The 26,419-nt window shown below is 36.8% G+C and carries 25 protein-coding genes; 9 read left to right on the plus strand and 16 right to left on the minus strand.

What is annotated here, in order from left to right; translation table 11 throughout:
- Nucleotides 1–3: 3 nt before the first annotated feature.
- Complete coding sequence (gene murJ, locus EHR01_RS12045; protein ID WP_135695006.1) at nt 4–1,629, plus strand: murein biosynthesis integral membrane protein MurJ; 1,626 nt, start codon at nt 4–6, stop codon at nt 1,627–1,629.
- A gap of 165 nt (nt 1,630–1,794) precedes the next feature.
- Here the strand turns inward: murJ and ileS are convergent, their stop codons facing one another.
- The 3 genes from ileS to EHR01_RS12060 are packed head-to-tail and all read right to left on the minus strand — an operon-like array spanning nt 1,795 to nt 7,412.
- On the minus strand, nt 1,795–4,536 hold the full coding sequence (gene ileS, locus EHR01_RS12050) for an isoleucine--tRNA ligase (RefSeq protein WP_135695007.1): 2,742 nt from the start codon (nt 4,534–4,536) through the stop codon (nt 1,795–1,797).
- A 58-nt stretch (nt 4,537–4,594) separates the two neighbouring features.
- The gene (locus tag EHR01_RS12055; RefSeq protein WP_135695008.1) at nt 4,595–5,224 is read right to left on the minus strand and encodes a leucine-rich repeat domain-containing protein; all 630 of its coding nucleotides are present in this window, start codon (nt 5,222–5,224) and stop codon (nt 4,595–4,597) included.
- Nucleotides 5,225–5,237: 13 nt separating this feature from the next.
- Nucleotides 5,238–7,412: a hypothetical protein gene (locus EHR01_RS12060; RefSeq protein ID WP_135695009.1), complete on the minus strand. Its 2,175-nt coding sequence runs from the start codon at nt 7,410–7,412 to the stop codon at nt 5,238–5,240.
- Nucleotides 7,413–7,680: 268 nt separating this feature from the next.
- Between EHR01_RS12060 and EHR01_RS12065 the strand changes: the two genes are divergently transcribed.
- Together EHR01_RS12065 and EHR01_RS12070 are read left to right on the plus strand one after the other, a co-directional pair.
- Nucleotides 7,681–9,210: a methyl-accepting chemotaxis protein gene (locus EHR01_RS12065; protein ID WP_135695010.1), complete on the plus strand. Its 1,530-nt coding sequence runs from the start codon at nt 7,681–7,683 to the stop codon at nt 9,208–9,210.
- Complete coding sequence (locus EHR01_RS12070) at nt 9,197–9,760, plus strand: hypothetical protein (protein WP_167482951.1); 564 nt, start codon at nt 9,197–9,199, stop codon at nt 9,758–9,760. The genes EHR01_RS12065 and EHR01_RS12070 overlap by 14 nt, the downstream gene beginning before the upstream one ends.
- Before the next feature lie 6 nt (nt 9,761–9,766).
- Here the strand turns inward: EHR01_RS12070 and speD are convergent, their stop codons facing one another.
- Nucleotides 9,767–10,528 (minus strand): adenosylmethionine decarboxylase, encoded by a 762-nt coding sequence (speD, locus tag EHR01_RS12075; RefSeq protein WP_135695011.1) that lies wholly within the window; start codon nt 10,526–10,528, stop codon nt 9,767–9,769.
- Between the two features lie 81 nt (nt 10,529–10,609).
- On the opposite strand from speD, the gene EHR01_RS12080 reads away from it, so the two are divergent.
- Nucleotides 10,610–12,241 (plus strand): alpha-glucosidase, encoded by a 1,632-nt coding sequence (locus tag EHR01_RS12080; RefSeq protein WP_208721770.1) that lies wholly within the window; start codon nt 10,610–10,612, stop codon nt 12,239–12,241.
- On the opposite strand, the gene EHR01_RS12085 is transcribed toward EHR01_RS12080, so the two are convergent.
- The 7 genes from EHR01_RS12085 to EHR01_RS12115 form a co-directional block, all read right to left on the minus strand.
- Nucleotides 12,230–12,523, minus strand: a complete 294-nt coding sequence (locus tag EHR01_RS12085) for an STAS domain-containing protein (protein WP_135695013.1) — start codon at nt 12,521–12,523, stop codon at nt 12,230–12,232. The two genes, EHR01_RS12080 and EHR01_RS12085, sit on opposite strands and share 12 nt — an antisense overlap.
- Nucleotides 12,524–12,642: 119 nt before the next feature.
- Entirely contained in the window at nt 12,643–13,401 is a 759-nt protein-coding gene (locus tag EHR01_RS12090; protein ID WP_135695014.1) for a polyprenol monophosphomannose synthase, read from the minus strand.
- Between the two features lie 26 nt (nt 13,402–13,427).
- Nucleotides 13,428–13,742, minus strand: a complete 315-nt coding sequence (locus EHR01_RS12095; RefSeq protein ID WP_135695015.1) for a hypothetical protein — start codon at nt 13,740–13,742, stop codon at nt 13,428–13,430.
- Nucleotides 13,739–15,346: an ArnT family glycosyltransferase gene (locus tag EHR01_RS12100; RefSeq protein WP_135695016.1), complete on the minus strand. Its 1,608-nt coding sequence runs from the start codon at nt 15,344–15,346 to the stop codon at nt 13,739–13,741. The genes EHR01_RS12095 and EHR01_RS12100 overlap by 4 nt, the downstream gene beginning before the upstream one ends.
- A 433-nt stretch (nt 15,347–15,779) precedes the next feature.
- The gene (locus EHR01_RS12105; RefSeq protein WP_135695017.1) at nt 15,780–17,300 is read right to left on the minus strand and encodes an SDR family oxidoreductase; all 1,521 of its coding nucleotides are present in this window, start codon (nt 17,298–17,300) and stop codon (nt 15,780–15,782) included.
- A 70-nt stretch (nt 17,301–17,370) separates the two neighbouring features.
- Nucleotides 17,371–18,495: a methyl-accepting chemotaxis protein gene (locus EHR01_RS12110; protein WP_135695018.1), complete on the minus strand. Its 1,125-nt coding sequence runs from the start codon at nt 18,493–18,495 to the stop codon at nt 17,371–17,373.
- 59 nt (nt 18,496–18,554) lie between these two features.
- On the minus strand, nt 18,555–20,357 hold the full coding sequence (locus EHR01_RS12115; protein WP_135695019.1) for an ABC transporter ATP-binding protein: 1,803 nt from the start codon (nt 20,355–20,357) through the stop codon (nt 18,555–18,557).
- 117 nt (nt 20,358–20,474) lie between these two features.
- Between EHR01_RS12115 and EHR01_RS12120 the strand changes: the two genes are divergently transcribed.
- Nucleotides 20,475–21,206 carry a pseudouridine synthase gene (locus EHR01_RS12120; protein WP_135695020.1) on the plus strand — a complete coding sequence of 244 codons (732 nt, stop codon included), beginning with the start codon at nt 20,475–20,477 and terminating at the stop codon, nt 21,204–21,206.
- On the opposite strand, the gene EHR01_RS12125 is transcribed toward EHR01_RS12120, so the two are convergent.
- Together EHR01_RS12125 and EHR01_RS12130 are read right to left on the minus strand one after the other, a co-directional pair.
- On the minus strand, nt 21,196–22,026 hold the full coding sequence (locus EHR01_RS12125; protein ID WP_135695021.1) for a thioesterase family protein: 831 nt from the start codon (nt 22,024–22,026) through the stop codon (nt 21,196–21,198). The two genes, EHR01_RS12120 and EHR01_RS12125, sit on opposite strands and share 11 nt — an antisense overlap.
- Nucleotides 22,027–22,105: 79 nt before the next feature.
- Nucleotides 22,106–22,546: an LIC_13387 family protein gene (locus EHR01_RS12130; protein ID WP_135695022.1), complete on the minus strand. Its 441-nt coding sequence runs from the start codon at nt 22,544–22,546 to the stop codon at nt 22,106–22,108.
- 92 nt (nt 22,547–22,638) lie between these two features.
- Here EHR01_RS12130 and EHR01_RS12135 point away from each other — a divergent pair, with 92 nt between their 5' ends.
- Entirely contained in the window at nt 22,639–23,463 is an 825-nt protein-coding gene (locus EHR01_RS12135; protein ID WP_135695023.1) for a helix-turn-helix domain-containing protein, read from the plus strand.
- On the opposite strand, the gene EHR01_RS12140 is transcribed toward EHR01_RS12135, so the two are convergent.
- Together EHR01_RS12140 and EHR01_RS12145 are read right to left on the minus strand one after the other, a co-directional pair.
- Nucleotides 23,443–23,973 (minus strand): MepB family protein, encoded by a 531-nt coding sequence (locus EHR01_RS12140; protein WP_425269986.1) that lies wholly within the window; start codon nt 23,971–23,973, stop codon nt 23,443–23,445. The genes EHR01_RS12135 and EHR01_RS12140 overlap by 21 nt on opposite strands.
- Nucleotides 23,974–23,982: 9 nt before the next feature.
- Nucleotides 23,983–24,309 (minus strand): DMT family transporter, encoded by a 327-nt coding sequence (locus EHR01_RS12145; RefSeq protein WP_135695025.1) that lies wholly within the window; start codon nt 24,307–24,309, stop codon nt 23,983–23,985.
- A 224-nt stretch (nt 24,310–24,533) separates the two neighbouring features.
- On the opposite strand from EHR01_RS12145, the gene EHR01_RS12150 reads away from it, so the two are divergent.
- Genes EHR01_RS12150 through EHR01_RS12160 form a run of 3 tightly spaced genes read left to right on the plus strand, consistent with a single transcriptional unit; the run spans nt 24,534 to nt 25,871 of the window.
- Entirely contained in the window at nt 24,534–24,914 is a 381-nt protein-coding gene (locus tag EHR01_RS12150; RefSeq protein WP_135695026.1) for an ArsR/SmtB family transcription factor, read from the plus strand.
- Nucleotides 24,877–25,353, plus strand: coding sequence for an SRPBCC family protein (locus EHR01_RS12155; RefSeq protein WP_135695027.1), 477 nt, complete (start codon nt 24,877–24,879; stop codon nt 25,351–25,353). The genes EHR01_RS12150 and EHR01_RS12155 overlap by 38 nt, the downstream gene beginning before the upstream one ends.
- Before the next feature lie 47 nt (nt 25,354–25,400).
- Complete coding sequence (locus tag EHR01_RS12160; RefSeq protein WP_135695028.1) at nt 25,401–25,871, plus strand: SRPBCC family protein; 471 nt, start codon at nt 25,401–25,403, stop codon at nt 25,869–25,871.
- A 67-nt stretch (nt 25,872–25,938) separates the two neighbouring features.
- Here the strand turns inward: EHR01_RS12160 and EHR01_RS12165 are convergent, their stop codons facing one another.
- Nucleotides 25,939–26,334: a DoxX family membrane protein gene (locus tag EHR01_RS12165; protein WP_135695029.1), complete on the minus strand. Its 396-nt coding sequence runs from the start codon at nt 26,332–26,334 to the stop codon at nt 25,939–25,941.
- Nucleotides 26,335–26,419 lie beyond the last annotated feature (85 nt).

Below are 26,419 nucleotides of genomic sequence, written 5' to 3' on the forward strand. Positions count from 1 at the left end.
CTTATGACAAAACAAGCCAAGGGAAATGAGTCAAGTGCCAGGCGTTCACTTGCTCTTTCTTTTTATACTTTTTTATCCCGGATTTTGGGTCTTGTTCGTGACCATTTTATGGCTGTTAGTTTTGGAACAGGTATGGTTGCTTCTGCTTTTAGTGTGGCCTATCGCCTCCCCAATATGTTTCGGAACTTACTTGCGGAAGGAACACTTAGCCAATCCTTCATGCCAATTTTTTCTGAATATGAAAAGATAGGTGTAATGGATGCCCGTGTGATGGCAGGAACTGTTCTTAGTTTCCTTTTCCTTTGTTTGTCTCTTTTTGTGGCTTTGTTTTGGTTTTTTGCTGCTGGTTTTTTACCCGCACTTGTGGGTGGATCACCTGAATACGGAGCACTTGTCGTTGAACTTTCGTTAGTTTTATTTTTTCTTATTATGACTGCAAGTTTGTCTTCGATTTTTATGTCGATTTCCAACTCACATCATAAATATTTTGTTCCTTCCTTATCTCCCATCATCCTTAACTTCAGTTATTTGATCGTTTTTATTTTTATATTTCCTTTTTATCATGAGATTCGGGAAAAAGTTTTTGTTCTTGCTTATGGAATAGTAACGGGAGGGGTTTTACAACTCCTCGTCCAAGCTTGGTATGTGTACAAAAATGGATATGGTCCCATCTTTCGTTTGAATTTTAAACATCCTGCCATTCGTAAAATCTTTAAATTGATGTTACCAGCGGCCCTTGGAGGAAGTTTTTATCAGATTGGACTTCTAGTCGATATTTTCCTAGCCAACTACATCCAAAACCAAAACCCAGGACTTGGGGCTGTGGTGAGTTTGGATTATTCCCAAAGACTTGTCCAACTTCCGACTGGAATCATTGGAGTGGCACTTGCGACGACCATCCTGCCTTCCCTTTTGAAAGACCTTCGCGAAGGAAGAGAAGAAAATGTTCCAAAAGAAATATCAGATGTACTATCGTTTGCATTTTTTTTAACATTACCAGCAAGCATAGGTTTGGCGGTTCTTGGGGAAACAGTTTTGGATTCGATTTATTTCGGAGGACGTTGGGACCATTTAGCAACGATCACTGCTTTTTATCCTTTGGTATTTTATTCTTTTGCGATTCCGTTTTATAGCATTAATAAAGTTTTGGTTTCTTCCTATTATGCTTTTGCTGACACAAAAACTCCATTAAGGATCCAGTTGGTTTCTTTTTTCTTAAGTATTTTGGTGAGCATTGGTCTCATGTTCTTTTTGAAACATTCTGCCATTGCTTTGGCCTCGGCTCTGAGTGCTTCTGTGACATCTTCGTTATTATTGTATTATTTAAAATCTCACCAAGTAAAAATTCCATTTCTGACAGTTTGGTTCCGCATTTTGAAAATGGTGCCGGCACTCTTTGGGCTTTTTCTTTGGTTGGTGTTTTCTGAATGGGTAACAAAACCCATCTTGGTTTCGTATCTATCGGAAACGTTAGGACTAGGTTTTGCCAATGTGAGTCGGCTTTGTCTTATGGTTTCAATTCTCCCTGCAGTGATCATTTATTTTACGGTGGCCGGGATTACAAAACTACCTGAAGCAGATATTATTTTGGGAAGATTTTTTAGAAAGTTACGTAAAAAATCCTCTTAAGGAATTTTGCACCAAACTTTTGATTGGTGAAGTCGTTTCTTTTGTCTGGAGAGGAAATCGTATCAGATAAAAAAAGACCGATGGTGGTTTGACTTTATTCAAAACATCCATCGGTTTTTTAGTCTAGAGTCTGCTTTTGGTAATTATATTGCCTCGAACCTAACTTTAGAGTTTGGACACAACAGATTCGCAGCGTTTACAAAGTTTTCCTTCTGTTTCGGAAACATGGCGCCAGCACCTTGGGCATTCATGGTGGCGAGGTTTACGAATTTGGATGGAATCTTTTTCTCCTTTCCACTCAGAGAACACTTCACTAATTTCATTGCGATCAAATGACACTTCCGAGACTACAAAGAATAAGCTAAGGTCGTCTTTGGAAAACTTTGTATCTTTTAAGGAATCTCCAGAGATGAGAACTTCTGCCTCCAGTGACTTTCCAAGTTTTCCTAATTTTCTTGCTTCTTCTAAGGCTTTTTGCACCACTTCTTTCGTTTCAAATACAGGTGCAAATTGGGATTCTAAGTCGGAATCAAGTAAGGAAGATAAGTCTGAAAAATCAGAATAAAAAACAGAATCTTTTAAACCAAATTCTGACCATACTTCTTCTGTTGTAAAAGAAAGGATCGGCGAAAGAAGTTTGGTTAAGGTTTCTAAAATGACTGCCAAAACAAATTCGGAAGACTTTCTCGTTTTCGAATCTTTGCCATCACAGTACATTCTGTCCCGAATGATTTCAAAGTAGTCTTGGGATAAATCCACCGTACAGAAAACTAGAACTCGATGATAAACCTGATGGAACTGGTAGTTCTCATATAATTTTTTAACATCTTCATTCAGTTTGGCTAATTTATGAAGGTAATACTGATCGATGGCTTCTAAATTTTCTTTTTTGAAATTCCACTGAAGAGCCTCTGCCTTTGTATTCCCTAGGAGATAACGGAAGGTATTTCTGATCTTACGATAGGCTTCTGCTACAGTTTTGATCGAGTCTTTTCCGATTTTCACATCGTCTCGGAAATCTTGGGTGGAAACCCAAAGCCTAAGGATATCGGCTCCGAATTGGTTGATGATGTCTGTTGTGGGATTGATCACGTTTCCAAGGGATTTAGACATAGCGTGACCTTTTTCATCCAACACATAACCATGTGTTAGGACAGATTTATAAGGAGGTCTTTTGCGAATTGCCATGGATGGCCAAAGAGAAGATTGGAACCATCCTCTATGTTGGTCAGAACCTTCTAAATACAAATCGGCAGGTTCACGGTCGAGAGAATCACCAAACACAGCAAAGCTGGAAACGCCTGAATCAAACCAAACATCCAAAATATCTTTGTCCTGTTTTAGGTCATCGGAGCCACATTTTGTACATTTGGTTCCTTCCGGCAAAAGGTCTTTCGCTTCTCTTTCATACCAAACTTCGATCCCTTCTTTTTTGACAATCTGGATGAAGTGTTTTATTGTTTTGTCATCAAGGTGTGTGAATCCGCAAGATTTACAAGTAAAGGAAGGAATGGGAACTCCCCAGTTTCTTTGTCTCGACAAACACCAGTCAGGTCTTGATTCCACCATAGAACGGATGCGAGTGATTCCCCAATCGGGAATCCATTGTACTTTGTCTATAGCTTTGAGAGAATCTTCTCGGAGGCCTGCATGGTCGATGGAAAAAAACCATTGTGGGGTCGCACGAAAGATCAGCGGTTTTTTACTCCTCCAACTATGTGGATAGGAGTGAGTGAATTCAGAATAATGGACGAGGGCATTTTTTTCCCGTAGTAGTTCCACAATTTTAGGATTGGCATCCCAAATTTTAATTCCCTTCATCATTTCAAATTCGTCCGTATAACGGCCGTAATCATCGACTGGAGAAAGTGGAGGAAGCCCAGCTGCCGTTCCGACACGGTAGTCATCCGTTCCGTGGCCTGGAGCTGTGTGGACACAACCTGTTCCCGCATCGAGTGTCACATGATTTCCAAAAAGAGGGATGGATTCACGATCGATAAACGGATGTAAGAAGGTCATCTTTACCAGTTCTGCACTCGTTAAAGATTTAATCTTTGTGAGTGTGATTCCTGTTTTTTGTTCTACTGCTTCTTTTAATCCATCGGCCAAGATCAGCCTTCCGTGGGAATCGGATTGGAAAAGAGAGTAGTCAAGTTCCTCATTAAAACAAATCGCAAGGTTTGCAGGGAGTGTCCAGGGAGTTGTGGTCCAGATCAGGCAATAGGTATCATTTTCACCTTTTACAGCAAACTTTACATAGATGGAAGGAGAAACATGGTTTTGGTATTCGATCTCTGCTTCCGCATGGGCCGTTGCCAAATCAATACACCAATACACAGGTTTTTTCCCTTTGTAGATATATCCTTTTTCGAAAAGTGATCCAAAAACTTCCACAATCCTTGCTTCAAATTCAGGAGCCATGGTGAGATACTTTTTATCTTCTTCCCAGAAACATAAAAAACGACTTAAGTCTTCTCCTTGTTTTCCAACAAACTCAGCTGCATACTCACGGCATTTTTTTCTAAGTTCACTAGGACTTGTGTTCCTTGCTTCTTTTCCTAGATTCTTTAACACCTGTACTTCGATCGGAAGTCCGTGGCAGTCCCAACCAGGAATCATATCGGTTTGGAAACCAGAAAGAGTTTTGGATTTAACAATGATATCTTTTAGAATTTTATTGAGAGAGTGGCCCACATGGAAATTTCCATTGGCATAAGGAGGTCCATCGTGTAATACAAACGAAGGTTTGGTTTTACGAATTTCCTTCATAGTTTGGAAGACTTTTTTCTCCTTCCAAATTTTAATTTGACCTGGTTCGCGATTTGCCAGGTCGGCTTTCATGGGAAAGTTGGTCTGTGGTAGGAGAACCGTTTTAGAATAGGGATTTTCCGTTTCTGGTTTGGCCATAGTAAGACCAATGTTTGTGGTCTAGGCCAAAGAGAAAACGGAAAAAAAATCGGTAACCCTAGAGTTTGACTCGGACATTGGGGAGTTCGTCCCGCAGTCTTACCACATCGGATTTTTCGAGTAGGGTTTTTTGTAAAACTAGTTGTTTTAGATGGTTTAGTTTTGTCAGGTTTTTGGGGAGAGTTTTGTATTCGCGCATTAAGCTTAGGTCAAGGATTTCCAAATGAGGGAGTGAGGCGATCACTTCCACATCAGCTTCTGTTAGTTGCACTTTGGTTTCGTCCAGTGCCAGCGTTTTTAATTTTTGCAAACGGCCAATGAAGGGAGGAATCTCGCTTAGTTCCGTTCTTCCGAGAAGTAATACTTCTAAGTTTTCCAAATTTCCAATTTCTTCTGGTAAAGTGGGGAGGGGGTTTCCGAAAAGATTGAGGATTTTTAATTGTTTGAGGTTTCCCATTTCTTTGGGAACTGTTTTGAGTGAGTCGTATTGGAGAGTTAGTTCTTCTACCTTTGTCAAATTTCCAATGGATGCGGGTAGGACTCCTACTTCTTTATTCGAGAGGTTTAGGACTCGGTCTTCTTTGTGGTTTTCAAACCATTCCTCTGCATTGACTACATCCTTATTCGTACAATGGGAAAAGGATGTTAGAAATAAAATAGTAAGTGTTGTGTATACAAAAGACTTCATAAAACCAGAATTATCATTTCAGATATTTATTATAGCCAAATTCTAATTCTCGAATGATAAACTGGATGTAATCCATTTGGTCTCGGTCTGATTTATAAATGCTTGCTTCTTTACGATAGTATTCCGCAAGTTGGGTTCGAAATAAAATGGTGCGAAAGTCTGCTTTGGAAAGAATAAGTTCCTTGGGCCTATTTTTTAATTGGATGGCTTCGGGGATTTTCATCACAACGGAGATTTGTATGATGGCATGTTCAATTTCTGCTACAATTTTGTTGGAATCTTTTTTTTGATCTATTGCCGGTAGTTGGATTTTGATATCTTCTACACAGTCTTCTATATGGTTTCGTAAGCGTTTGAAATCATAAACTTTTTCGGCAATGCTGTTGAATTTTTTAGGATAAATAAACCCTTCCGCAATTTTTGCAATACTCTGTGATCGATTTTCTTTGGGAGAGGTTGGAAAAGATTGTTTTTCTGTGATTTGTTTCTTTTTCCCGTCACTTCGGTAGAGATAACCTAACGTAAGTCCCACAAGGAAACTGAGAATAAAGCCACTCACAATGTATTCCAATGAACCAATGATCAGTGAGATAACAGTGATTAAAGAAGCTAATGTTAAAAAACTAAAAACTCCAATGGGCACATGAAATTTTTCTTGGAGCGCTGAAAAAGAGATCCGAGGTTCATTGGGAGTAATTTGGTTTGAGTCTTTTTCTTCTTCGAATTCTTTTTCTGGGATTTCTTCTTTGTCGATATTTTCATCGGACCTGTTCTTTAAGATCACGCGGATTTGGTCGAGAATGGGAAGTTCGTTTCTATAATTCGAATCTGTTTTTGCTAGTGTTAAGGTATTGGTCTCTACTTTAGAAAGTTTTTTTTGGTCCAAGGCAAAAAGAACATGAAAGGTATCTTCTTTCATTTCCAAACAACCGTAAGTTTCGGAAAGTGAAGAAACTATTTTAGAAATGGCATCGGTTACTTCCTTCTCGGTTTTTAAGCCTAAAGTTTTTACTTCCGCATTCAAATCTATTTTTGTAAGGGTGAGGGTATTTGTGGTATTGTCTTCGATTTTGGTTCCCAAAAGTTTGATGAGAGTTATGACTGCTTCTTCAGCATCTTCTTTTTTTTGTTCTCTCAGTCGTTTCGAAAGTTTATCTAAAATGATAAGGCTTTCTCTGATGGAAAAACTGATCCGTTTCCCTTCCTCGTTTGTGATTTTATCAAAAGGAAATTCTTCCAATAGGGCAGTTATTTGTGGGACAAGGTTACTACCTATTTTGAGTAGTTCTTCCGTCTTATTTGGAATTACAATTTCTAGTTGGGTGAGTTTTTCTAAAAAACCGATATATTTGTTTTCATTGGCAATTCGTTTGAGATAAGGAAAGGAAAAATTTTTTAGTCCGTCCAATTGGACAACGAGATGGCGCGCATATTCAGGGTTATGTGAACCATTTGGCAAAATCAGGTGGTATCCAGGAATGATCTCTACTAGTTTTGCTGTTTCTTTCCCTCTTGTGATCACATCTTGGATAAAATCCTTCATGGGAATGTAACCAAAAGTCTCCATTGTTTTGCGGATCATAATTTCGAGTTCTGTTTCATAACTGAGTTTAGTAGGAAAAAAATATGTATTTCCTTTTTGGTCCGTTCGAACTAGGGAGGCACCAGGATTTTCTTCTTCTAAAATAAATTCTCGGTTAACTCTGTTTTTGAAAAGTAGATCAATCAAATCAATGCTGTATTTGAAACAGGCGCGACGAAAAGGAACAATGTCCGTCTTGTCTTTGTTTTGTGGTGCAATCATGCTGATTCGCATAGTGAGTTTTTGATCCACTTGCAGTAAAAAGGGGTAAAAATAAACCACAGGTTCTTTGTTATGTTCAGTAAGACCGGCTAGTTCCTTAAATGCTTCTGCGATGGCAACTTGTGATTTATGTGCTTCTGTGAGTTGCACTTGTTTCGAAAGTAATTCAGGGATGGAGTCAACTGTCAAAAGAAGAGAAGGTGTGATCTCGGCACTTCCATGCATTTCGAGTCGTCTATGCCGCACTCGAAGTTCTTCCAATATGGCCTGCGAAGTCATGGAGTAACTGGCGATATTCTTAGGCAATTGGATAAAGAAAGAAGGATCTGTTGTTTCGCCCGTAAGCGGAGTTTCTGAATCTGAGGGATTTGAGAATGGTTCCAAAATATACCTTCTGCGAACAAGTATCAGAATCTATTTTCCCCAAAGCAAGAGAGAATTCAGGCTTTCTTAGGTTTCATTCTGCAAAACAAATCGGCTAGAATTGGATCAAAACGGACCCAATACATTTGTATTTGTACGTATAAAAATAAAAAAACACAAACGGAACTTTTATCATTTCAGAACATTAAAGTATCTAATTTTATAATCAAATAATTTATTGATTAGACTCTCTCACTTTTTTTTCGTCTATTAACATATGGATATTAGATTGGCGGCAGTTCTGTTGGAACGCCAAAAAAAAGTAGATACATTTTTTATTTGGGCCATTTTAGCCCACACTCCTCTGGTGTTTTTTCTTTCCTTAGGTTATGGTGCCACAACTGTTGTCAGCCTTTCTGCAGTAGTTATTTCCTTAGTTTCTTTTTTATTTTATAAGATTGCTCGTGGTTCTTTTTTCTTACGAGCTTGGAATGGGGCAACGATTATGATGTTTAGTGCTCTTATGATCCAAGCTCAGTTTGGCCGGATCGAGATGCATTTCCATGTATTCAGTGCTCTTGCCATTCTCTTTGTTTATGAAGATTGGCGGGTTTTGTTTGTTGCCGCTGCCACCATCGCCGTACACCACTTAGTGGGAAATTATGTCCAAGAATTTGGTACAGTGATTTGGGGAACCAAGGTGATGGTTTATAGTTATGGAACAGGACTTGAAATCGTATTAACTCATGCACTATTTGTAGTATTTGAAACTGGGATCTTAATTTATTTTTCCATTCGTTCTGTTTCGGAACTAAGAAAACAAATCGAAACACAAACCAATTTAGAAACAGTGATTGCTGGTGTTACCTCCGCAGTGAATGAGGTATCTTCAGGGACAAAAACTTTTATTGAAAACTCCAACTACCTTTCCCAGAAGGTTAAGGAATTTCAAACTTCTTTTCAAACACAATCCTCTTCCATAGAGGCCATTTCTGCTGCCACTGAAGAAACAGCAGCTTCCAGCCAATTGATTTTAGAAGGATCCAACCGACAAATTGGTGAAGTCAAAACGGTCGAAGAATTGAACCGAAATTTATTTAGTTTGAGTGAAGGATTTGTAACCTCCCTAGAAGTGATGCGTTCCAAAATCCAAGAGTCCGCCGATAGTGTTAAAAAAACAGAAACGGAATTTACTGGTCTTTACCAATCAATGGAAGTAGCTGTTGATGATTCGGAAAAAATGGAAGAAATTTTAGAATTGATTTCTGATATCGCCGAAAAAGTCAACTTACTATCGTTAAATGCATCCATTGAAGCGGCTCGTGCGGGAGATGCAGGTCGTGGATTTGCTGTGGTTGCATCTGAGATTTCAAAACTAGCAGATTCAACAGCAGAAGCCACAAAGAATATTTCTGCCATCTCAGGAAAAATCAAATCGGCCATCCAAGTCAGTTTCAAACAATCCAATCAAATCAACCAAACCGTTCAAAGTTTTGTAAAATCCATTCTTTCTTCGGAAGAAGGGATGCGAGAACTCACAGTCAAAATTACGGGCACTCTTTCTGCTTTTGAAAAACAAGAACAAGCTTTACTCACATTGGACCATATCGCTCAAGAGATGCAAGTTTCCAGTAAGGAACAATCCACAAGTATGGATGATATTTCCAATTCTATCATTGACCTAAATGTAAAAACACAAACAAATTTAGGAACCTGTTCCAATATGATTGGTCTGATTGATAAAGGGAATGTAATCTTCAATGGTTTGAAAGAATCCGTAGATTCCTTAGCAGCTATCATTGATGATGACAAATCATAATCAATTTTTGGTTAGGTTCGGGGTTTTCGGCTTTGGACTTTTGTTTCTCTTCGTGATGAGTTTTGTCATCGTTTCCTTTGGTGGAAAGTTTCGGTTTGTTGATTGTCCTTTCTGTTCAGAAAAATTTTCGAAAGAACCAAAAGACACTTGGGTTTGGATTTATCCGGGCCTTGTGGGCTGTGGTAAAAAATGTCCCTTGGCCTTGGAAGCCCTTCGTAGTTTTAAGGAAAGATTTCCAGAAATCCAATCTTCTTTTTATTTTTTAGTCACAGACCCCAGTGAATCAGAAGAGGCGATAAACTCCTATTTGGCTTATTACCAAAAAAGTATAGAAATCAAATCACTTAGACCAGAATCAGAAGGTGAGATTGGTTTTTATCGAAAGTTAGGTGCTTATTTGCCAATCCATCCTTCCTTAAAACAAAGAGATGAACATGGAACTCAGTTTTTTTTGGTCCCACCCAATCGCAAAATTATGTATTTAATTCCGAAATTGGGAGAGAAAGAATGGTTGGAAATTCAAAAAGAAATAGAATCTAACGTCCAGTAATAAATGTTAATGGATCATGTGATAAACTTCTTTCATTTCCTCCCTCAGGAGTTTCATTTTGTTCGGAACATCAGGATGGGAAATATCGGCTGGATTCAGTAAATAATTCTCAGGACCAAGTTCTCTTATCATCATTTTCGTTTGCCATGTATTGTCTTGTGGCATATTGATATCGGAAAGGAAGGTATAGTTTCTTTTGATTTCTGGTTTGATAAAATCCAAAATCGAATTGAAATGGTGGTCGTTATAAATTTTTCTTCCGTCCGCCAAACGAGTGTATCCGCGAACTACGTAATCAATGTAAACTACATCACATTCAAAGGCTTCAAATAAAAAATTAATGGAGTCGAGTGGAATGATCTCACCACAAGTAGAAATATCAATGTCCACTCGGAAGGAACAAATTCCATCTGGATCGGCCGCATCTGGATAGGTATGTACGGTGATATGTGATTTGTCTAAGTGCATACTGACCTGTGCCGTAGGGATTGGATTGCCACCACCTTTGACATCGCTCATAAGAACCATAGCAGAAGCACCTACAGGATCGTAGTCTTGTGCCGAGACCGAAAGGATATTGGCATCAATTCGTTTGACAATCTCTTTTGAGATTTCTGTAATTTTGCTAGCATTGTATTTGTCGTGGATATAACTTACGTATCTACCTTTTTGTTCGTCATCCAAAGTGATGCAAAAATCGTAGAGGTTAAAACTCAAAACTTTTGTCAGATTGTTGAAACCGGAAAGTTTGATTTTTTCTTTATCCATTGCTACCTGCTTGTATAAAGAACAGAAATTCGGTATTTAGGTAAGAGGCAACTGAAATAACGGGGAAGTTTTAGAAAAGTCATGGAAAACAAAATGGAATGGTGGAAACAAACTTCAATTTATCAAATTTACCCTTGGTCCTTTCAGGATTCCAATGGAGATGGGATTGGCGATTTACAAGGGATTCTTGGGCGTTTGGACCAGATTCGTGATTTGGGTGTGGAGACCATTTGGTTTTCCCCTTTTTACAGAAGCCCAGGCGAAGACTTTGGATACGATATTTCCGACTACACCGCTATTGACCCTCGATTTGGGACAATGGAAGACTGCGACAAACTCATTAAAGAAATCCACAAACGGAAGATGCGAGTGGTTCTAGATATGGTGATGAACCATACATCGGACAAACACCCTTGGTTTTTAGAATCCAAATCTTCGAAAGAAAATTCCAAAAGGGATTTTTATATTTGGAGGAAGGGGAATGGGAAAAAGCCAAACAATTGGATTTCTATGGTGGGAACATCTGGTTGGAACTACGACAAAACCACAGATGAGTATTTTTATAGTAACTTTTTATCGTTTCAGCCGGATCTCAATTACCGAAACCCAAATGTAAAAAAAGCTATGTTTGGAGTTTTGGACTTTTGGTTAAAAAAAGGAGTCGATGGGTTTCGATTGGATATCTTTAACTCCATTTATAAAGATGAAAGTTTTCGAGACAATCCTTCTAGTTTGCGATACTTTCCCACACCAGATAACCATGATGAGGCGTTTTTCCAGAAAAAAACTTACAATCTCAACTTACCCGAATCGTTTCAATTTGCAAAGGAAGTTCGAAAACATATATCTAAATACAAACAAAAACCATTTCTCATTGGAGAAGTGAGTGGGTCGGATAAAGTTTTAAAATCCTTTTTAGGCGAAAAAGGCGATGGGCTCAATTTGGTATTTCAATTTGAGTTAATTCATTTTGATTATCATGCCAAATTTTTTAAAGATCTTTTAGAAAAAAACGAAAAAGAATTTCAGGCACCGTTCACTCCTACCTATGTTTTGGGTAATCACGACCAAAGACGATATATTGATAGGTTAGGTGGTGATATTCGTAAGGCAAAAGTTCTTTCAGCCTTTCAGTTTTTAGCAAGAGGGGTACCCATTGTTTATTATGGGGAAGAAATTGGAAGAAAAGAAGGAAGGATCGCAAATTTTCTTGGAAAAGATCCCATTGCCAAAATGAATCGATTTGTTCCTTTGTTTTTATCCAATCTTCTTGGGATTTATATCAACAGAGACAATTGTCGTCTGCCTATGTTATGGGATACAGTTGAAAATGCAGGATTTTCAAAAGGAGATCCTTGGTTGCCTATTGGCAAAGTGAAAGTTACTGATACAGTAATTGGCCAAAGAAAAAAAGAAGATTCTCTCTGGAACCATTACAAATCCCTATTCCATTTACGAAAAGAATCTGCTGTTTTAAAAGAGGGGACTGTCAGAACGAAGGACACGAATCATAGTGATTTATTGTGTTTTGAGAGGGTTCTTGGTGCCAAGGGAATCACTGTGTATTTAAACTTCGGAGAGAAGGAAAGTTCGGAGCCTATCATCAAAGGTTCCAAGGTTTTGTACAAGTTTGGTGGTGCCGCTGTATTAGGGGATGTATTTCAGTTGCCTCCTCATTCGGGCCTTGTTTTAGAAACCAAACTAAAGAAGTAAGTGGGAGTTGAGATTTAGAATTTTTAAAATCTTTTGGATCTGCGGGTTGACATTGATGAGTAAAAGTCGTACACCTTGTTTTCCGTAGACCATCTTTTTGTATAAAAGAAGCCCGAGAACAGAAGAAGAAACCTCCTCTACATTGGAAAAATCTAAGTAGAGAGAGGTGACTCCTTTTTCTAAGATATTTGTCATATCTTCTTCTAAACTTGCGGCCGAGTATACATCCAGTCGATTGGACTCAATTCGATAACAACTTTCCTCTACCGTTTTTGTGACCATGTTTTCCCTCACAAAACAATGGACGGTAAAAGTAAAAAATACCTGAGAGTTTGGAAAAGAAAAACGATTCGAAATATTTTTTATATCTCTAATTTTTTCACATTCGCCCTAAAGTTTGATTACGGATGGATATGTGAATTTCTTCTTTTCGAACGGAACTGAAAGGAGTGGGAAGACCTCCACTGGTTCCATTTAATCGAAATTAGGTCCCAAATGAAATAAAAGATAACACCCGAATCAAGTTTTGATTGTCCCCAAGTGCGAAGGCCAAACGTATATCCAACCTCTGCGATCTTTTCTGTATGAACAGAACCCAAAATTTCAAATAGAATTTTATAACCTCTGGGATGAAGTTTTTCTTTGGTTTCTAAATAAATTGACTTTCGAATTCCAAAAAATCCACTCATTGGATCCGAAATTGGAACAGGGAACAACCATTCAGAGATTTTGGTTGCAAACTGACTTGCTAACTTTCTTAGAATGGGAAAATTTCCATAACCACCATCGGCACTGCGTCGTGTTGCAACAACAATGTCGTTTTCATTTAGCAACCGAATCACATCGGGAATTTTGGTATAATCGTGTTGAAAGTCGGCATCCACAACCACCAAATTATCACCTTCAGCTTTTTCATACCCATAAGTTACGGCAGAACTCAGTCCTCTTTCGGTAGTACGAACAAAGGGTTTGATTCGTTTGTCGTATTCCGCAAGGACTTTGGCGACTTCGAAAGTTCCATCAGGGGAGTTATCATCCACAATGACAATTTCAAACTCTAAAGATTCTTTTTCTAAAATTTTAGAGATGGTTTCAGCACAGTTTTTAATATTACCGGCTTCGTTATAAGTTGGGAGTATAATACTTGTTTTATTTTGCATGACTGGTCATTTAACTTCTTTTGTTTTTAAAAAAGCCCCTTTGTTTGATTTTTGATACATAACTCACCACTTTCACAAGAGGTTGCGATTGCTTTGGAACATTCGCCAAACAATTGGAATTGTTTAGTGCAAAGAATTTCACAGGCAAATTGGTACATCTTAGGATCTTGTAACTGTTTTTGGTCGTCCTTTAAACAATGACTTGCCCTTTCACAAAGTAATTTGCATTCCGATGACTGTTCTAGTTTTGCCTTCTGTCCAAATTTAGGAGCGTTGTCTTTGGAAATATCCCAAAGAGAAACGATTGCTAAAAGGAAAAGAAGGAATCCGTATTTTTTCATAGATTTTCCTCCTTTTTCCAAACACTCACTTCTGATTGGAAAGAACGTTTATCCATCTTTAGTAAGGCTTTTATTGTTTGATTAGAATCTAAGTTTAAATGTTGTTTCCATTGGAACCAAGAAGATTCCTTTTTCCATTCTTCGCCAAAACTTGTTTCTTGAAATGCCACCATGACAGCGCTTGAAGCACAGGTCTCATGGTAAGTGAGCGGCAATGCAAAATATACTTTTGAACTTTTTAGTTTGTTTTGTACATCCATAGCAGTCCAAGGGTTTTCTGCGATGACACAGATTTCTTTTCCTTCTAACCCAACAAGTTGTTTCGTGATATCAGGATCTGCCATTGGCCGAATGAGAAAAAACATTGTTATTGGAACAAGTAGTAGTTGAGGAATTAAAATTCCATAAAAACGTAACTTTTGATTTTGGAAGGCAAAGATTGCACTAATAGAAATAATAATTCCTAAAAGTGAGACTAAAAATAACAAAGGAAGTCTTAAGATGATCGCAACCGCAACAAATAGAAAGTAAATGATAGGAATTGAAAATTGATTTAGTTTGGAAAGAATCAATGCCTCCCAATTTGTCCTTTTAATTGCAGGTAATAAAAACAATAAAGTTACAAATGGAGTTACATAATAAGGATCTTTTCGGTTGGGTAATAAATGAAAGATTGTAACAAGTAACAAAAATACAATCACTACCATGGACCAAACTTTGTTTTTTTCATTTGTTGGTTTTGAAATAGTTAACCAAGTGATATGCAGAAGTGGAATGGTAAACGGGATTGTGTAAAGAAGCCAACCTCCCCATATTCTGAGCCCAGATTGGTTTGCTGCATAAAATTTTCCCATGTTCTCTGTAATAAAAAAGAATCTTAATAATTCTTTTCCAGACGTTGTAAATAAATACAAATAGGAAATCCAAAGTAAAGGAATGATGAAGGAAAGTGAAAACAAAAGAAGAGTTTGTTTTTCATCAATGATTGGTTTGAAAGAAAAATGAAATTGGCCCTTTCTGATTCGAATCATTTTTACATAGAGGTAGCTGAGTAAAAATAAAACGATATAGATATGAAGGATTGGCCCTTTGAGTAGATATCCAAAACCAATCAAAAAACTTCCTAAAACTAAATAAACTTGATTCTTCGTTTTTTTGGATTGGTAAAACAGAAATATGTAGAGAAGGGTGAAAAACACCATCGCACCTTCCATCATCAGAAGACCAAAAAATTTTAATGAAAGGAAGGAGAATGCAAGGGTTAACGTTGCAAGTTTTGATTCTTTTGGCGATTTGCTAAAGGAAAGATAAAGCTTATAAAACAAACCTAAAGTTCCAAGTCCTAAAATAAAAGAAACAAATCGTTCTGCAAAATAACCGATTCCAAAGATTTTATCAAAGAACATTCCCATCCAGAAGAGGAGTGGTGGTTTGTAAGGATTTGGGAGTCCAGATAAAACAGGTAGGGTATAACTTCCCGCTTCCAAACTTTCTCGAATGGAACGAATGTGCATGATTTCGTCACCCTGTGGGAAGGTGGCATCGGGAATACCGAGAGTCATTGCAAATAAAGCAGAAAGAAATATGAAAAGTACGAAATACATTTTCACCCCTTTTATCCATAAACGAAGATACTGACCAGTCAGTCAACGTGTTTAAGTTTAAAATGTGAATGAATTATTTCTAAGAAAATTAGTATTGTTTTTTTGTTTGGAAAGGTAGGGGGATCAGTTGTAACTTAGACCAGGTTTTGCAGCAACCTAAGGGCCCTATTTGTTAGGAATGAAGGCTATGACAGGGAAAAAAAGACCTCCACTAGGGCAAAATCTTAGAATTTGGTTCTAAACGGAACCTCTCTCTTTTACCCGTTCTTTTTTGAACGCCAATCTTTTTTGCAAAGTGGTGAGAGTGGTCAAATTTTTTTAAGATCTTATATCACACGAAAGGTATAAACAATTGGTAATGAAATTCAATTGTTTCAGGAATTTGGTTTTGATTGAGTTCGTAAAGTTTGATAGGTTAGTGATACGAACTTACTTACCAATCAATAGGGAAATAATCTTTGAGAAATTTCCCAATCCAATGTTTTCCTGTGTTGACACCATCAAACAGAGGATCAACGACTCTTGCTGCTCCATCGACTATATCGAGAGGTGGTTGGAAATCATGAAGATCCTGTTTTCTTTTTGCTAGTTCAATTGGATCTTCATCGGTGACCCAACCTGTATCCACAGCATTCATAAAGATTCCATCTTTTGCAAAATCTTCTGCTGATGTATGAGTCATCATATTGAGAGCAGCTTTTGCCATGTTTGTGTGTGGGTGGCGGTCTTCTTTTTTAAACCTATGGAATTTTCCTTCCATCGCAGAAACATTGATAATATGTTTTTTTCCTGTATTGTCCCTTCGCATAATACCAACAAGTCGATTGCAAAGTACAAACGGTGCCACTGCATTTACTAACTGGACTTCCAACATTTCAGATGTATTGATTTCGCCGAGTTTCAATCGCCAACTATTTGTTTTGCGAAGGTCAACTTGTTGTAAGTCCGCATCTAACTGGCCTTCTGGAAATACTGCTTCTAATTCATTGGAATTGTCATGAGAATATGGGATTTGCGATAAAGCAGCCGAAGAACGAATTCCTACACCTGGTGTTTTGTGATTCCAACTCACTGCAAGTGCAGTGGCTGTATCTTTCATCTCAGAATCTGATCGATAGGAATCTAACTCTTGTTTGCAATGTTGGTAAAAACTGAGTAATTTTTGTGCCTCAGGAGGTAATTCCGATAGAGTCAATTTTTCCGCATCAAGTAGATGACCATAAAAACCGGGAGGTCGTCTGACAGTTTGAGCTGCGTTGTTGATGAGAATATCCAATCGTTCTAAATGGTTTTCTAAAAATTTACAAAAAATTTCTACGCTTGGTGTGTGTCGTAAGTCGAGTCCAAATACTTGTAACCGGTCTTTCCATAAATGAAAATCAGATTCTTTGGAAAATCGAATCGCCGAATCATTTGGAAATCTGGTCGTTGCAATGACCCTAGCACCAGAACGTAACAAGAGTAAGGTTGCCTGATACCCAATTTTTAAACGAGATCCAGTAATAACAGCAACAGTTCCACGGAGGTCAGCTGTTTGGAATCGTTTGGAATAGTTAAGTTCTGCGCAGTTGGGGCACATCGCATCGTAAAAAAAATGTAGTTTCGTAAATGGTGTTTTACAGATGTAACATGGTTTAGGATTTGAAAGTTCTTCTGCTTTGTCCCAGGACCATCCGGCAGTATTTGAAATTTGTAAAGGAGCTTTGAAAACGGCTGTTTCTCTTGCTCGTCTGATCCCTGTTAACGCAGTTTTTTGTTTTTCCTGAATTTTAAGAGTCTGCTTTTTTTCAATGCGAACAGTTTTGTTTCTTTTGCGGACTTCGTTTCGGTCGGGGCGAGAAATTTTTCCGCAGAGGATCATCAGTTCTAAGCGTTTTTCCTCTGAAATTGTTACAAGTTCCTTTGGCGAATCCAAAAGATTTTTTAAATCCTGTAACAAGGAATCAATGTCCATACAACCAGAGTTTTGATTCGCGATGGCGAATCAAGTATCTAATCGTCTAGCTTGGATAGGTAGGGTATGATTACTTCTTAAGAATAGAAAGTAAGTTGAATTCTACGAGGATGCTCCAAGGTCGCTTGCTTTGTCCAATTCGGACTGGCTTTAAAATTCTAGCTATGTTCGATTTGTCGATATAGGTAAAACTTTCACCTCTCTGGACAGCTCGTTTTGCCTCTTCGGTAAGTGATCCTGCAGGGGTACCTAAAAAATCAATCTCCGGATGTGAGGCATAGTTCCCATTATAAGTGATGAGTGAGGTTGTACCAAATCCAAAAAGTTTTTTTGGTGATAGTTCTGATTGTAATTGTTCTAGCGAAAAGTCTGCGCCAAGAATACCGGCAAATTTGGAATGTAAAAATAAATTAGTCATGAGGCTTGTCATTTTTACTGTTTTACCTTCGATCGGATAATCATATGGTTCCATCATAACATCTTCACCTAAATCTCGGGGGAGAGTATACCACTCGTTTTCACCTGGTATATCATAACCTTGTAATGGTTCAATGGATATCCGGCCAGTATGTCTATGGCAATAAGGAACAAATCTACCTTGAGAATCATGACCTTCTTTCCCAGAATACTCCGAATCCATAAGATCAATTACATTTGATTCACAACAGATTGCATAAGCCAGTTGTTGTTCATTCTGAATCAAATATTCTTGTAGAATGAGCAGTAAATGTTCTCTTTTCATTCCAATATTCGCATGGACTAAACTTTGAATTAAAAATTTTAAACCATAAAGCGAAGTAGCCATAATGTAAAATTTTGATTCCAGCTCTTTTGCAATGTTGTTTGTCCAAAGTTCAGCATATTCAACAATGGATTGTTTTTCCATTTCCATGACATCTGAATTGGCAGATTGATTTTCAATATTAATGCGAGATAAAATATCTGAAATTTTTTTGGTAGCTTCTGAGGTTTGAAATGATAGTTTTGTCACTTCATTGGCTACAATTTCAAATCCACGTCCGTGTTCTCCGGCTCGTGCAGCTTCAATCGAAGCATTTAGCGCTAGTAAGTTGGTCTGTTTTGCAACCTGTTGAATAGATGCTGCGACAGAACCGATTTCTTTAGATCTTTCTCCAAATGAATCGATCAGGTCTTTTAATTTTCGCATCCCCAAATTAGAGTAACTTTCTTCCATGCCTAGTCCTTGTTTTACTGACTCACTTACACTAAAGAGTATCGGATATTTTGTATCCGCTATTGATATCCTGCTTGTTGCAATCGAAATAGTTTTTCGTATTTTCCTTTTTTGATCAGAAGTTCTTCATGACTTCCCCATTCTGTTTTTTTTCCATTTTCTAGTACTAGGATTTGATCGGCCATTCGTACAGTGGAAAATCGATGAGAAATAAGAATGACTGTTTTTCCTTGTGTGTGTTCTCTAAAATGTTCAAAAACTTTCATTTCAGCTTCTGCATCAATGGCAGAGGTAGGCTCATCTAAAATTAAGATGTCTGCACTGGAACGCATAAAGGCGCGAGAAAGAGCCACTTTTTGCCATTGTCCTCCAGACAATTCACGTCCATCTTTAAACCATTTACCAAGTCTTGTTTCGTATCCTTTTTCTAAGTTCGTAACAAATTCATGGGCCATTCCCAACTTTGCAGCTGGAATCCATTCGGCTTCTGATTGATTTTTTTGTACATCACCCATTCCAATATTTTCACCAACTTTGAATTGATACTGAACAAAATTTTGAAAAATAACACCGAACCTTTTACGTAAGGCTTCTTCATCCCAATCTTCTAGGTTAATTCCATCTAAGTATATTTTTCCTGATGTAGGCGAATACAAACGAGTTAATAGTTTAATCAGTGTTGTTTTGCCGGATCCGTTTTCGCCAACGATTGCAAGTTTTTCTTCTGGTTTTAATTCAAAGCTAACATTGGATAATGAAGGTTGTTTGGAACCAGGATATTGAAATGAAACAGAATCAAAAACAATTCCAAGTTTTTTATGATTTCCTTTGTGGTTCCCGTATTGTTTTAAGATTGGTAGATCTAAAAATTCCAATAGGTTTTCAATATATAAATGGTCTTCATAAATTCCTCCAAAAGCGGAGAGTGCATTGGAAAAAGTATTTTGTCCTTGTCGAAAGATGACTAGATACATAGTCATTTCACCTAGGGAAATTTTGTGTAACAAAGCCAAACATACAATCCAGATATAAGAACCGTAAAATGCAAATTGGCTGAGTAATCCAAGTAGGAAACTAAAAATGCCTTTATAGATCGTTAGTTTTTTATCTTCTGCATAGATTCGTTGAAAGTTGTTTTTGTATCGATTTAAAAATTCTTTCCCTAAGTTAAACAGTAAAATTTCTTTGGCATTGTCTTCTCTTGCCATAAGTGTTTCTAAGTAAATTTGTTCTCTAGTTTCTTTCGCTTTCCATCGAAACAAACGAAAACTATGATTTGAAAATTTTGTTTCTGCAATAAAAGAAGGAATGGCTGCAATGACTAAGATGAATGACGCGAGTGGTGAAAGTTTAACAAGTAGACCAAAAAAACTAATAATAGTAACAGACGACTGTGCAATTGTAAAAAACCTTGTAACCATTGAAAGTGGCTTTGAGGATGCTTCTGTCCTTGCCTGTGTCATTTTATCGTAAGTTTCTGAATCTTCGAAATGAGTAAGTTCCAAATGAATTGCTTTGGAAAGAATTCGTTCGTTGACTTCCTGGCCCAAACGAATTCGTAGTAAGGTATAAGATATATTGTATATTTTTTGTGATCCAAAAAATAATATTGTGAGTATTGCCTCTAAATAAACCAATTGAACTGCATCTGATTGTAATAAATCCATCCAATGATTTGTTGCTGTTTGCGAGAGTAAGATGGAATCGATGATTAGTTTTCCAATCCAAACAAGTAAGGAAGGGAATAATCCGTTTATCACAGTAAGAACGGAAATGAAAACGGTTAAAACAGGGGAACTTTTGTAGGCCAAATCAAAGGCAGTGCGAGAAGTTTTCAGAATCCTTAAAAAGGTATCAAACATAGTAGTTAGATTGTTTTTCTTATTTGTTTTCGATACCTTTTTTTGTTTCAATCGGTAGGTAACTCTGAGAATTCCTGATTGCAATATCCCTTTAGGATTTAGAAGTTGAAACAGAATATGGCAAAAGATCGGTTGGATAAGGTACTTGGAAATTTTGGACTTGGTTCTCGTTCAGATGTCAAAAAGGAAATCCATCAGGGCCTTGTGAAAGTCAATGGGATTGTAACAAAGGATCCCGGTTTTAAAGTATCTCTTGCTGATGAAGTCACTTATTATGAAGAAACATTAATTCGTAAAGAGTTCTACTACTTCATGATGAACAAAGCCCCCGATTGTATTACGGCAACGGAAGATCCAAGGGAAAAAACGGTGATGGATTATTTAACGGAAAGGCATCAGAATATGAATCTTTTTCCAGTGGGTCGTTTGGATAAAGAAACGGAAGGTTTGTTACTATTCACTACGGATGGAACTTTGGCGCATTATTATACTTCACCCAAACATTTTGTTGAAAAAGAATATTATGCTGAAATTTCGGATCCTGTCACAAACGAGGACATCCTTTCCTTTGAGAAAGGAATTGTTTTGGATGATGGTTACAAAACGTTACCGGCAAAACTGGCAATACCTGATCCAAACAAACCAAACGTTGTCACTGTCTGGCTAAAAGAAGGGAAATATAGACAAATTCGAAGAATGTTTCAAAGTTTAGGTAAAGAAGTCGTTTATCTCAAACGAATGAAAATGGGAAATTTGGAATTGGATCCTACTTTAACATTGGGTTGTTATCGGGAACTTACATTGGCTGAAGAAACTTTACTCAAAGAAAAAACGCCGATCATTCAATAAATCGTTCTATTTTATCAAAAAAAGCTGCAGGTGCCCTCCTTGGCCTTGAACTTGAAAGAGAGACAAACAGTTGTTCGTCTTTCATGCTAACTAATAAATTGCCTTGAAGATCAACTATGTCTTGCCTAAAATAAAAACGAATTTTTTCAAAACTTTCAATCCAACTTAAGATTCTTACATGAGAGCCTGGTTCTGGTTGTTTGTGGATGATAATTTCACCACCCATAAAAAAAGTAGTGGAGTCTGTTTCTTTAATTAAGTTTAAATCAACGATTTCCTTAAAAAAAAGAAAACGACCTTCTTCGAAAATTTTCCAAATTGAATCCGATGGTAAATTCCAAAAACAATTCATATCACTAAAAGGTATGTAGTAATCATGTTCTACGGTATTTTGTGTGCTCGGTTTAGGATGAATGGTAAATTCATAAGAGGGAACATTGATTTTGGGAATATTTTCGATATGGATGTTTTTGCCATCCTGAACCAAACGAGAAGTTGTTTCTAATTCACAGGCTTTTTTACCATCTGGTCCCAAAACTGATTGTTTCCAAAGGAGTGTTCCATCTTCCAATCTGTAAACATGAGTTTCTACTGTCATCTCTGCATTTACAAATTGTTGATTTAGAAAACGAACATAAGTGGAACCAGGAACATAACTTATGTTTTCATTTAACATTTGTTCTATAAGATAACCGTATTCTTTTAATACTTCGCACCTAGCATCATAACCAAATTTTTCATAGGTCCTACTTGTGACATGGCGGTTCCAGTCCAAATCAAAGTGTCTAGTAGATAAAGTTTTACGAAAAATTTGACTCATTCCACCTTTCTTTTGATTTTAATGGAATGGTAAAGAAAAATTCAGGAACCAATCTAGCTTCTCAAAGTAACTTAATTTGTTAAACATTCTTGGGTGAAAACTGAACTTTATACCATTCTAAGGTTAATAGAGCCGCACAAATCAGACAGGTGAAAGCTGGGACTGGAAAGATATAAAGAAAACTTAAGACTGAAATACTTGTGGTCCAAAAGATTACAAATAAAAGAAGTTTGTTTTTTGACCGACTCTGAAGTTGCCCATCAGTCAAACAAATGATTAAAAGTCCTATGACAAGCAGGATCGATGCATCTAATGAAAAACTCATACCTTGATAAAATTCGTCAACTGTATGATTTGATAAACCACTAGGCAGTTCGACAAACGTAGTTTCCATCGCGTGCAAGGTTTGAATTGAATTTTCAAGTTTTAAGTCTTTTCTAGTAAGACTACCGATTGTATGACCAATAAGAAAAAAAATCATTAATCCTATTGCCGTGTAAATTCTCCAATTTGATTTCATTTTTTAAACTTCCTGTGATTTGAAATATTTGAAATATGGTTCAAGTTTACAATAAAAATGAGATAAAGTATTGTAAAAAGGGGAACTAACTATTGAAAATATTATCACTTAAGATTCGCCCTGAACTGGCCCAAATTATTGAAAGTATCTGGTGGTTTGAAAGTGGGGTAGGAATTCCAAGTTCAGATAGTTCGATCGTTGTACCACACAGTAGTGCAAAGTTAATCGTTCCTGTTCGTGGAAAGCTAAAAACTGAAGAATTTGACTTAACGAGAGAATATCCAATATCAAAGATTTTGGTTACTGGGATATGGGATCATCCAGTTTCAATTCGATCATCAGATTTTCAAATCAATACACTTATTTTTCGATTTACCACTATTGGCGGTTATCAAATTTTTCCGTTCCCTATGCATGAATCAACCAATAAGATTTTATATTTCACCGATATTTTTGGTAAGTCAGCAGACAAATTAGAAGAATCATTAAGTAACAGTAACGATCCGTATCAGATTTCAGACTTCATTCAAGAATTCTTAATCTCCTCAAAAATTTTATTAAATAGAGAAAATCGAATCGTGAATTATGTAGTTGATCAAATACAATTACAAAAAGGACAGCATTTGATTCAGGATATTTTCGAAGATATCGGATACAGCAAACGTTACATTGATAAATTATTTTTATCTTATGTCGGTGTTTCCCCAAAATTAGTTTCTTCTATTGAAAGGTTTCAGTCTATCTACAAAACTTGGGCAAAAACGGATATCCTTCATTTTCAGAAACTAGGGTTGTTGGATTTATATTATGATCAGGCTCATTTTATTAAAGAATTTAAAAAATATACAGGCCAGACTCCTGGTCGATTTAGTTCCAACAACAATCAATTTGGTAAGTTATTTTATAAAAATCTCTAAATGACTTCTCAAGGAATCTAAATCATTTTTATCTTCAGACTTATCAAGAAAATAGGACAATTGCCATTTTTTGGTGGATATTCCTTGTTTGTTGTTTGGTTCATCCCAAGTTGGATAAACTCTAAATCCACGTTTTCCTTCATATTTACCAAAAAGAATTCCCTTTTCATATAATATCTCTTTGGTGAAAATAAAATATCCAATATGATTCTTATATTGAGTTTCGATAATATATAAATCCATTTTGTCTTTATAGTGATAAGGTTCAATGGGACCTTTTTGACTTCGCTTCCATAATGTTACAAATTGTCCTATTTTTTTAGGAGTAACTTTAGCACTTCGAAAGGTTATTCTTTTTTCATTACATTGGAAGTGGCAGGCATTGTATTCCGCACTTTCTTCTTCTAAAAAGACATTTGTAATGATTAATTTTAAAGGATCAAATAATGTTTTTTGTGCATTTTTTAAAAATGCCGGAGGTGCTTTTTTAAAATGAGATTTTTGGTTCAAGATTTGCATTTAATGTGATACGAATTTAAGTCCAATAACAGAGATTACTAAAGTAGAAAGGAAAAAAATCCTCCAAAATTCCATTGGCTCTTTGAAAAAGATAACCCCAATCAAAATTGTCCCAACAGCCCCGATTCCGGTCCATACCGCATAACTGGTTCCAATCGGTAGGACCTGGGTTACTTTGATGAGTAAACCCATGCTGATTAGTAGTGAAATCAAAAAGCCAAAATACCAATAATAGGTTTGATATCCGGACGTTTCTTTTGCTTTGCCTAAACAAAAAGCAAATAAAACTTCAAAAAGGCCGGCCACTACAAGGAAAATCCAGTTCATACAAGCTCCCTGGAGTATATTTTACATTAGCTCATCCCTTGTAAACTCCATACGTAGGATACCAATTCCGCAGTTTCTTTTGTCGTTTATCATCGGGCAATTTCCATTCCATAGAGAAATGATATGCATATGGATTTGTCAGAGTTGGTTCTTTTTTATAAAAAATATTTAACTATTTGGTTTAATAATTGACTAAAAAAAAGGATTAAAATTAATTCTACTAAATGGTTGAATTAAAAAAGAAAGAACAAATTCTAGATCGGGTTTTTTCTGCACTTGCTGATCATTCAAGAAGGCAAATGTTGGCAAGGCTTCGAAAAGGATCCTTGAGTATTTCTGAACTTGCTGAACCCTTTTCCATGTCCTTTGCTGGGGTTGCCAAACACATAGAAGTGCTGACTGAAGCGCAACTGATTCGAAAAGTTCGTGCTCCCGAAGACGGTCGTAGCTTTCGTTTGGAACTGCAAAATCAGACTCTTTCAGAAGCAACCGAATGGATCACTTATCACCAAGAGTTTTGGACAAACAAATTGGCAAAACTTGAGGCATTTATAGAGGAGAAGGAAAATGAATCCAAAGGTATTAAGAGTAGAAAAAAGAATTAATGCTGAACCATCAAAACTCTTTCGGGCATGGCTCAATCCAGAAGATTTTTCACGTTGGTTTATATCTGGTGAAGGAATTGGTATCGAATCTGTTACGTTAGATGCAAGGCCAGGTGGAAAATTTTTAATCAATATGTCCCTCGATGGAAAAATTCTCCCGCACGAAGGTGAGTATATAACGATAGAAGAACCTACTAAATTAGTATTTACCTGGCGTTCACAAGCTACGGAAAATAGAGATACACTGGTAACAATTACATTTCAGGAAATATTTGATGATCTTGGAAAAACTACAAATGATTCGAGGCAAAAACCAAAAACTTTGATAACTCTGATCCAAGAAGAACTTGTCACTGATATCCAGGTCAAAATGCATGAACATGGTTGGACTTGCATTCTTGAAGGTTTAGATTCTTGGATGGGTGAATATATAAAATAATAAAAAATAGAAAAGATTTTTGAATCATATGAAACAAGAGGGAATGTATGAATGGAATATATCACAAAATAGGCATTAGATCTTCTGAAAAAGAAGTGCTGAATGCTCTCACTACAAAAGTAGGATTATCAAATTGGTGGACAAAGGAAGTCGATGGTAATTTTTCCTCAGGTGTATCCTTGGTTGGAAATTCAATATTTTTTGGATTTGGACATGGAAACGCTATGGAAATGAAAGTTCAGGAAATTAGTACCAAACATGTGTTATGGGAATGTATTTCTGGTCCAGAGGATTGGATTGGTTCTCATATTGATTTTCAGTGGGACAATGGCAAAGCTCCAGATGGAGGAAGTATGACAATTCTATACTTCCGTCATCAAGATTGGAAAAAAGAGTCCGAATTTACTGCTCATTGTAGTATGAAATGGGCAATCTTTTTGCTAAGTCTAAGAGATTCAATTGAACTGGGAATGGGTAGGCCATCGCCCAACGATATAAAAATTGATGACTTAAATTAAATAAAATCAGGGTTTCTTTCTAAGTTACCCTGATTGCTAATCATAGGTTATGAAAATGTTTTTATTGTTACAACGAATGGTTGTAAAACAACGTTAACCATTGTTTTCTTCTTTGCCATGCGATGAGACCGGAGCTAGATAACAAAAACAATATCATGATGTACGGAGCAGGACCAATCGTATATTGCAAAAATCCTAAATAGAGTGTGATATTTACAATGATGGGGGCTAAGATCATTAATCCAAGAGTGGTAGTTTTTGGGAAGATGACAAGTAGTCCTCCGCAAATTTCCAAAAAGCCAACTAGTTTCCATAAATAGCCGGTGGTAATGATGGCCGCAATAAAATTCGCTGCTGCGGGTGTCATTGGTGGCGTTGGCATAAAAGCGTAAAATTTACTACTCCCGAACAAAATAAAAATAATTCCTAACAACATACGAAAAACCAAATCAATTTGTTTCATTTTTGAACTCCCATTTACTTGTCTAGACAAGTAAATGGGAGTTGTTTTGATTGTCAATAGATTATTGTCTGGACAAGTAAATGCG

The sequence above is a fragment of the Leptospira mtsangambouensis genome (genome assembly GCF_004770475.1).
Taxonomy (GTDB): domain Bacteria; phylum Spirochaetota; class Leptospiria; order Leptospirales; family Leptospiraceae; genus Leptospira_A; species Leptospira_A mtsangambouensis.

Bases quoted from the DNA above. Each gene is read 5' to 3' on its own strand.
- murJ (WP_135695006.1), top strand. From the start codon at position 4: ATGACAAAACAAGCCAAGGGAAATGAGTCAAGTGCCAGGCGTTCACTT.
- ileS (WP_135695007.1), bottom strand. From the start codon at position 4,536: ATGGCCAAACCAGAAACGGAAAATCCCTATTCTAAAACGGTTCTCCTA.
- EHR01_RS12055 (WP_135695008.1), bottom strand. From the start codon at position 5,224: ATGAAGTCTTTTGTATACACAACACTTACTATTTTATTTCTAACATCC.
- EHR01_RS12070 (WP_167482951.1), top strand. From the start codon at position 9,197: ATGACAAATCATAATCAATTTTTGGTTAGGTTCGGGGTTTTCGGCTTT.
- speD (WP_135695011.1), bottom strand. From the start codon at position 10,528: ATGGATAAAGAAAAAATCAAACTTTCCGGTTTCAACAATCTGACAAAA.
- EHR01_RS12080 (WP_208721770.1), top strand. From the start codon at position 10,610: ATGGAAAACAAAATGGAATGGTGGAAACAAACTTCAATTTATCAAATT.
- EHR01_RS12085 (WP_135695013.1), bottom strand. From the start codon at position 12,523: ATGGTCACAAAAACGGTAGAGGAAAGTTGTTATCGAATTGAGTCCAAT.
- EHR01_RS12090 (WP_135695014.1), bottom strand. From the start codon at position 13,401: ATGCAAAATAAAACAAGTATTATACTCCCAACTTATAACGAAGCCGGT.
- EHR01_RS12095 (WP_135695015.1), bottom strand. From the start codon at position 13,742: ATGAAAAAATACGGATTCCTTCTTTTCCTTTTAGCAATCGTTTCTCTT.
- EHR01_RS12100 (WP_135695016.1), bottom strand. From the start codon at position 15,346: ATGTATTTCGTACTTTTCATATTTCTTTCTGCTTTATTTGCAATGACT.
- EHR01_RS12105 (WP_135695017.1), bottom strand. From the start codon at position 17,300: ATGGACATTGATTCCTTGTTACAGGATTTAAAAAATCTTTTGGATTCG.
- EHR01_RS12110 (WP_135695018.1), bottom strand. From the start codon at position 18,495: ATGGAAGAAAGTTACTCTAATTTGGGGATGCGAAAATTAAAAGACCTG.
- EHR01_RS12115 (WP_135695019.1), bottom strand. From the start codon at position 20,357: ATGTTTGATACCTTTTTAAGGATTCTGAAAACTTCTCGCACTGCCTTT.
- EHR01_RS12120 (WP_135695020.1), top strand. From the start codon at position 20,475: ATGGCAAAAGATCGGTTGGATAAGGTACTTGGAAATTTTGGACTTGGT.
- EHR01_RS12125 (WP_135695021.1), bottom strand. From the start codon at position 22,026: ATGAGTCAAATTTTTCGTAAAACTTTATCTACTAGACACTTTGATTTG.
- EHR01_RS12130 (WP_135695022.1), bottom strand. From the start codon at position 22,546: ATGAAATCAAATTGGAGAATTTACACGGCAATAGGATTAATGATTTTT.
- EHR01_RS12145 (WP_135695025.1), bottom strand. From the start codon at position 24,309: ATGAACTGGATTTTCCTTGTAGTGGCCGGCCTTTTTGAAGTTTTATTT.
- EHR01_RS12150 (WP_135695026.1), top strand. From the start codon at position 24,534: ATGGTTGAATTAAAAAAGAAAGAACAAATTCTAGATCGGGTTTTTTCT.
- EHR01_RS12155 (WP_135695027.1), top strand. From the start codon at position 24,877: ATGAATCCAAAGGTATTAAGAGTAGAAAAAAGAATTAATGCTGAACCA.
- EHR01_RS12160 (WP_135695028.1), top strand. From the start codon at position 25,401: ATGAATGGAATATATCACAAAATAGGCATTAGATCTTCTGAAAAAGAA.
- EHR01_RS12165 (WP_135695029.1), bottom strand. From the start codon at position 26,334: ATGAAACAAATTGATTTGGTTTTTCGTATGTTGTTAGGAATTATTTTT.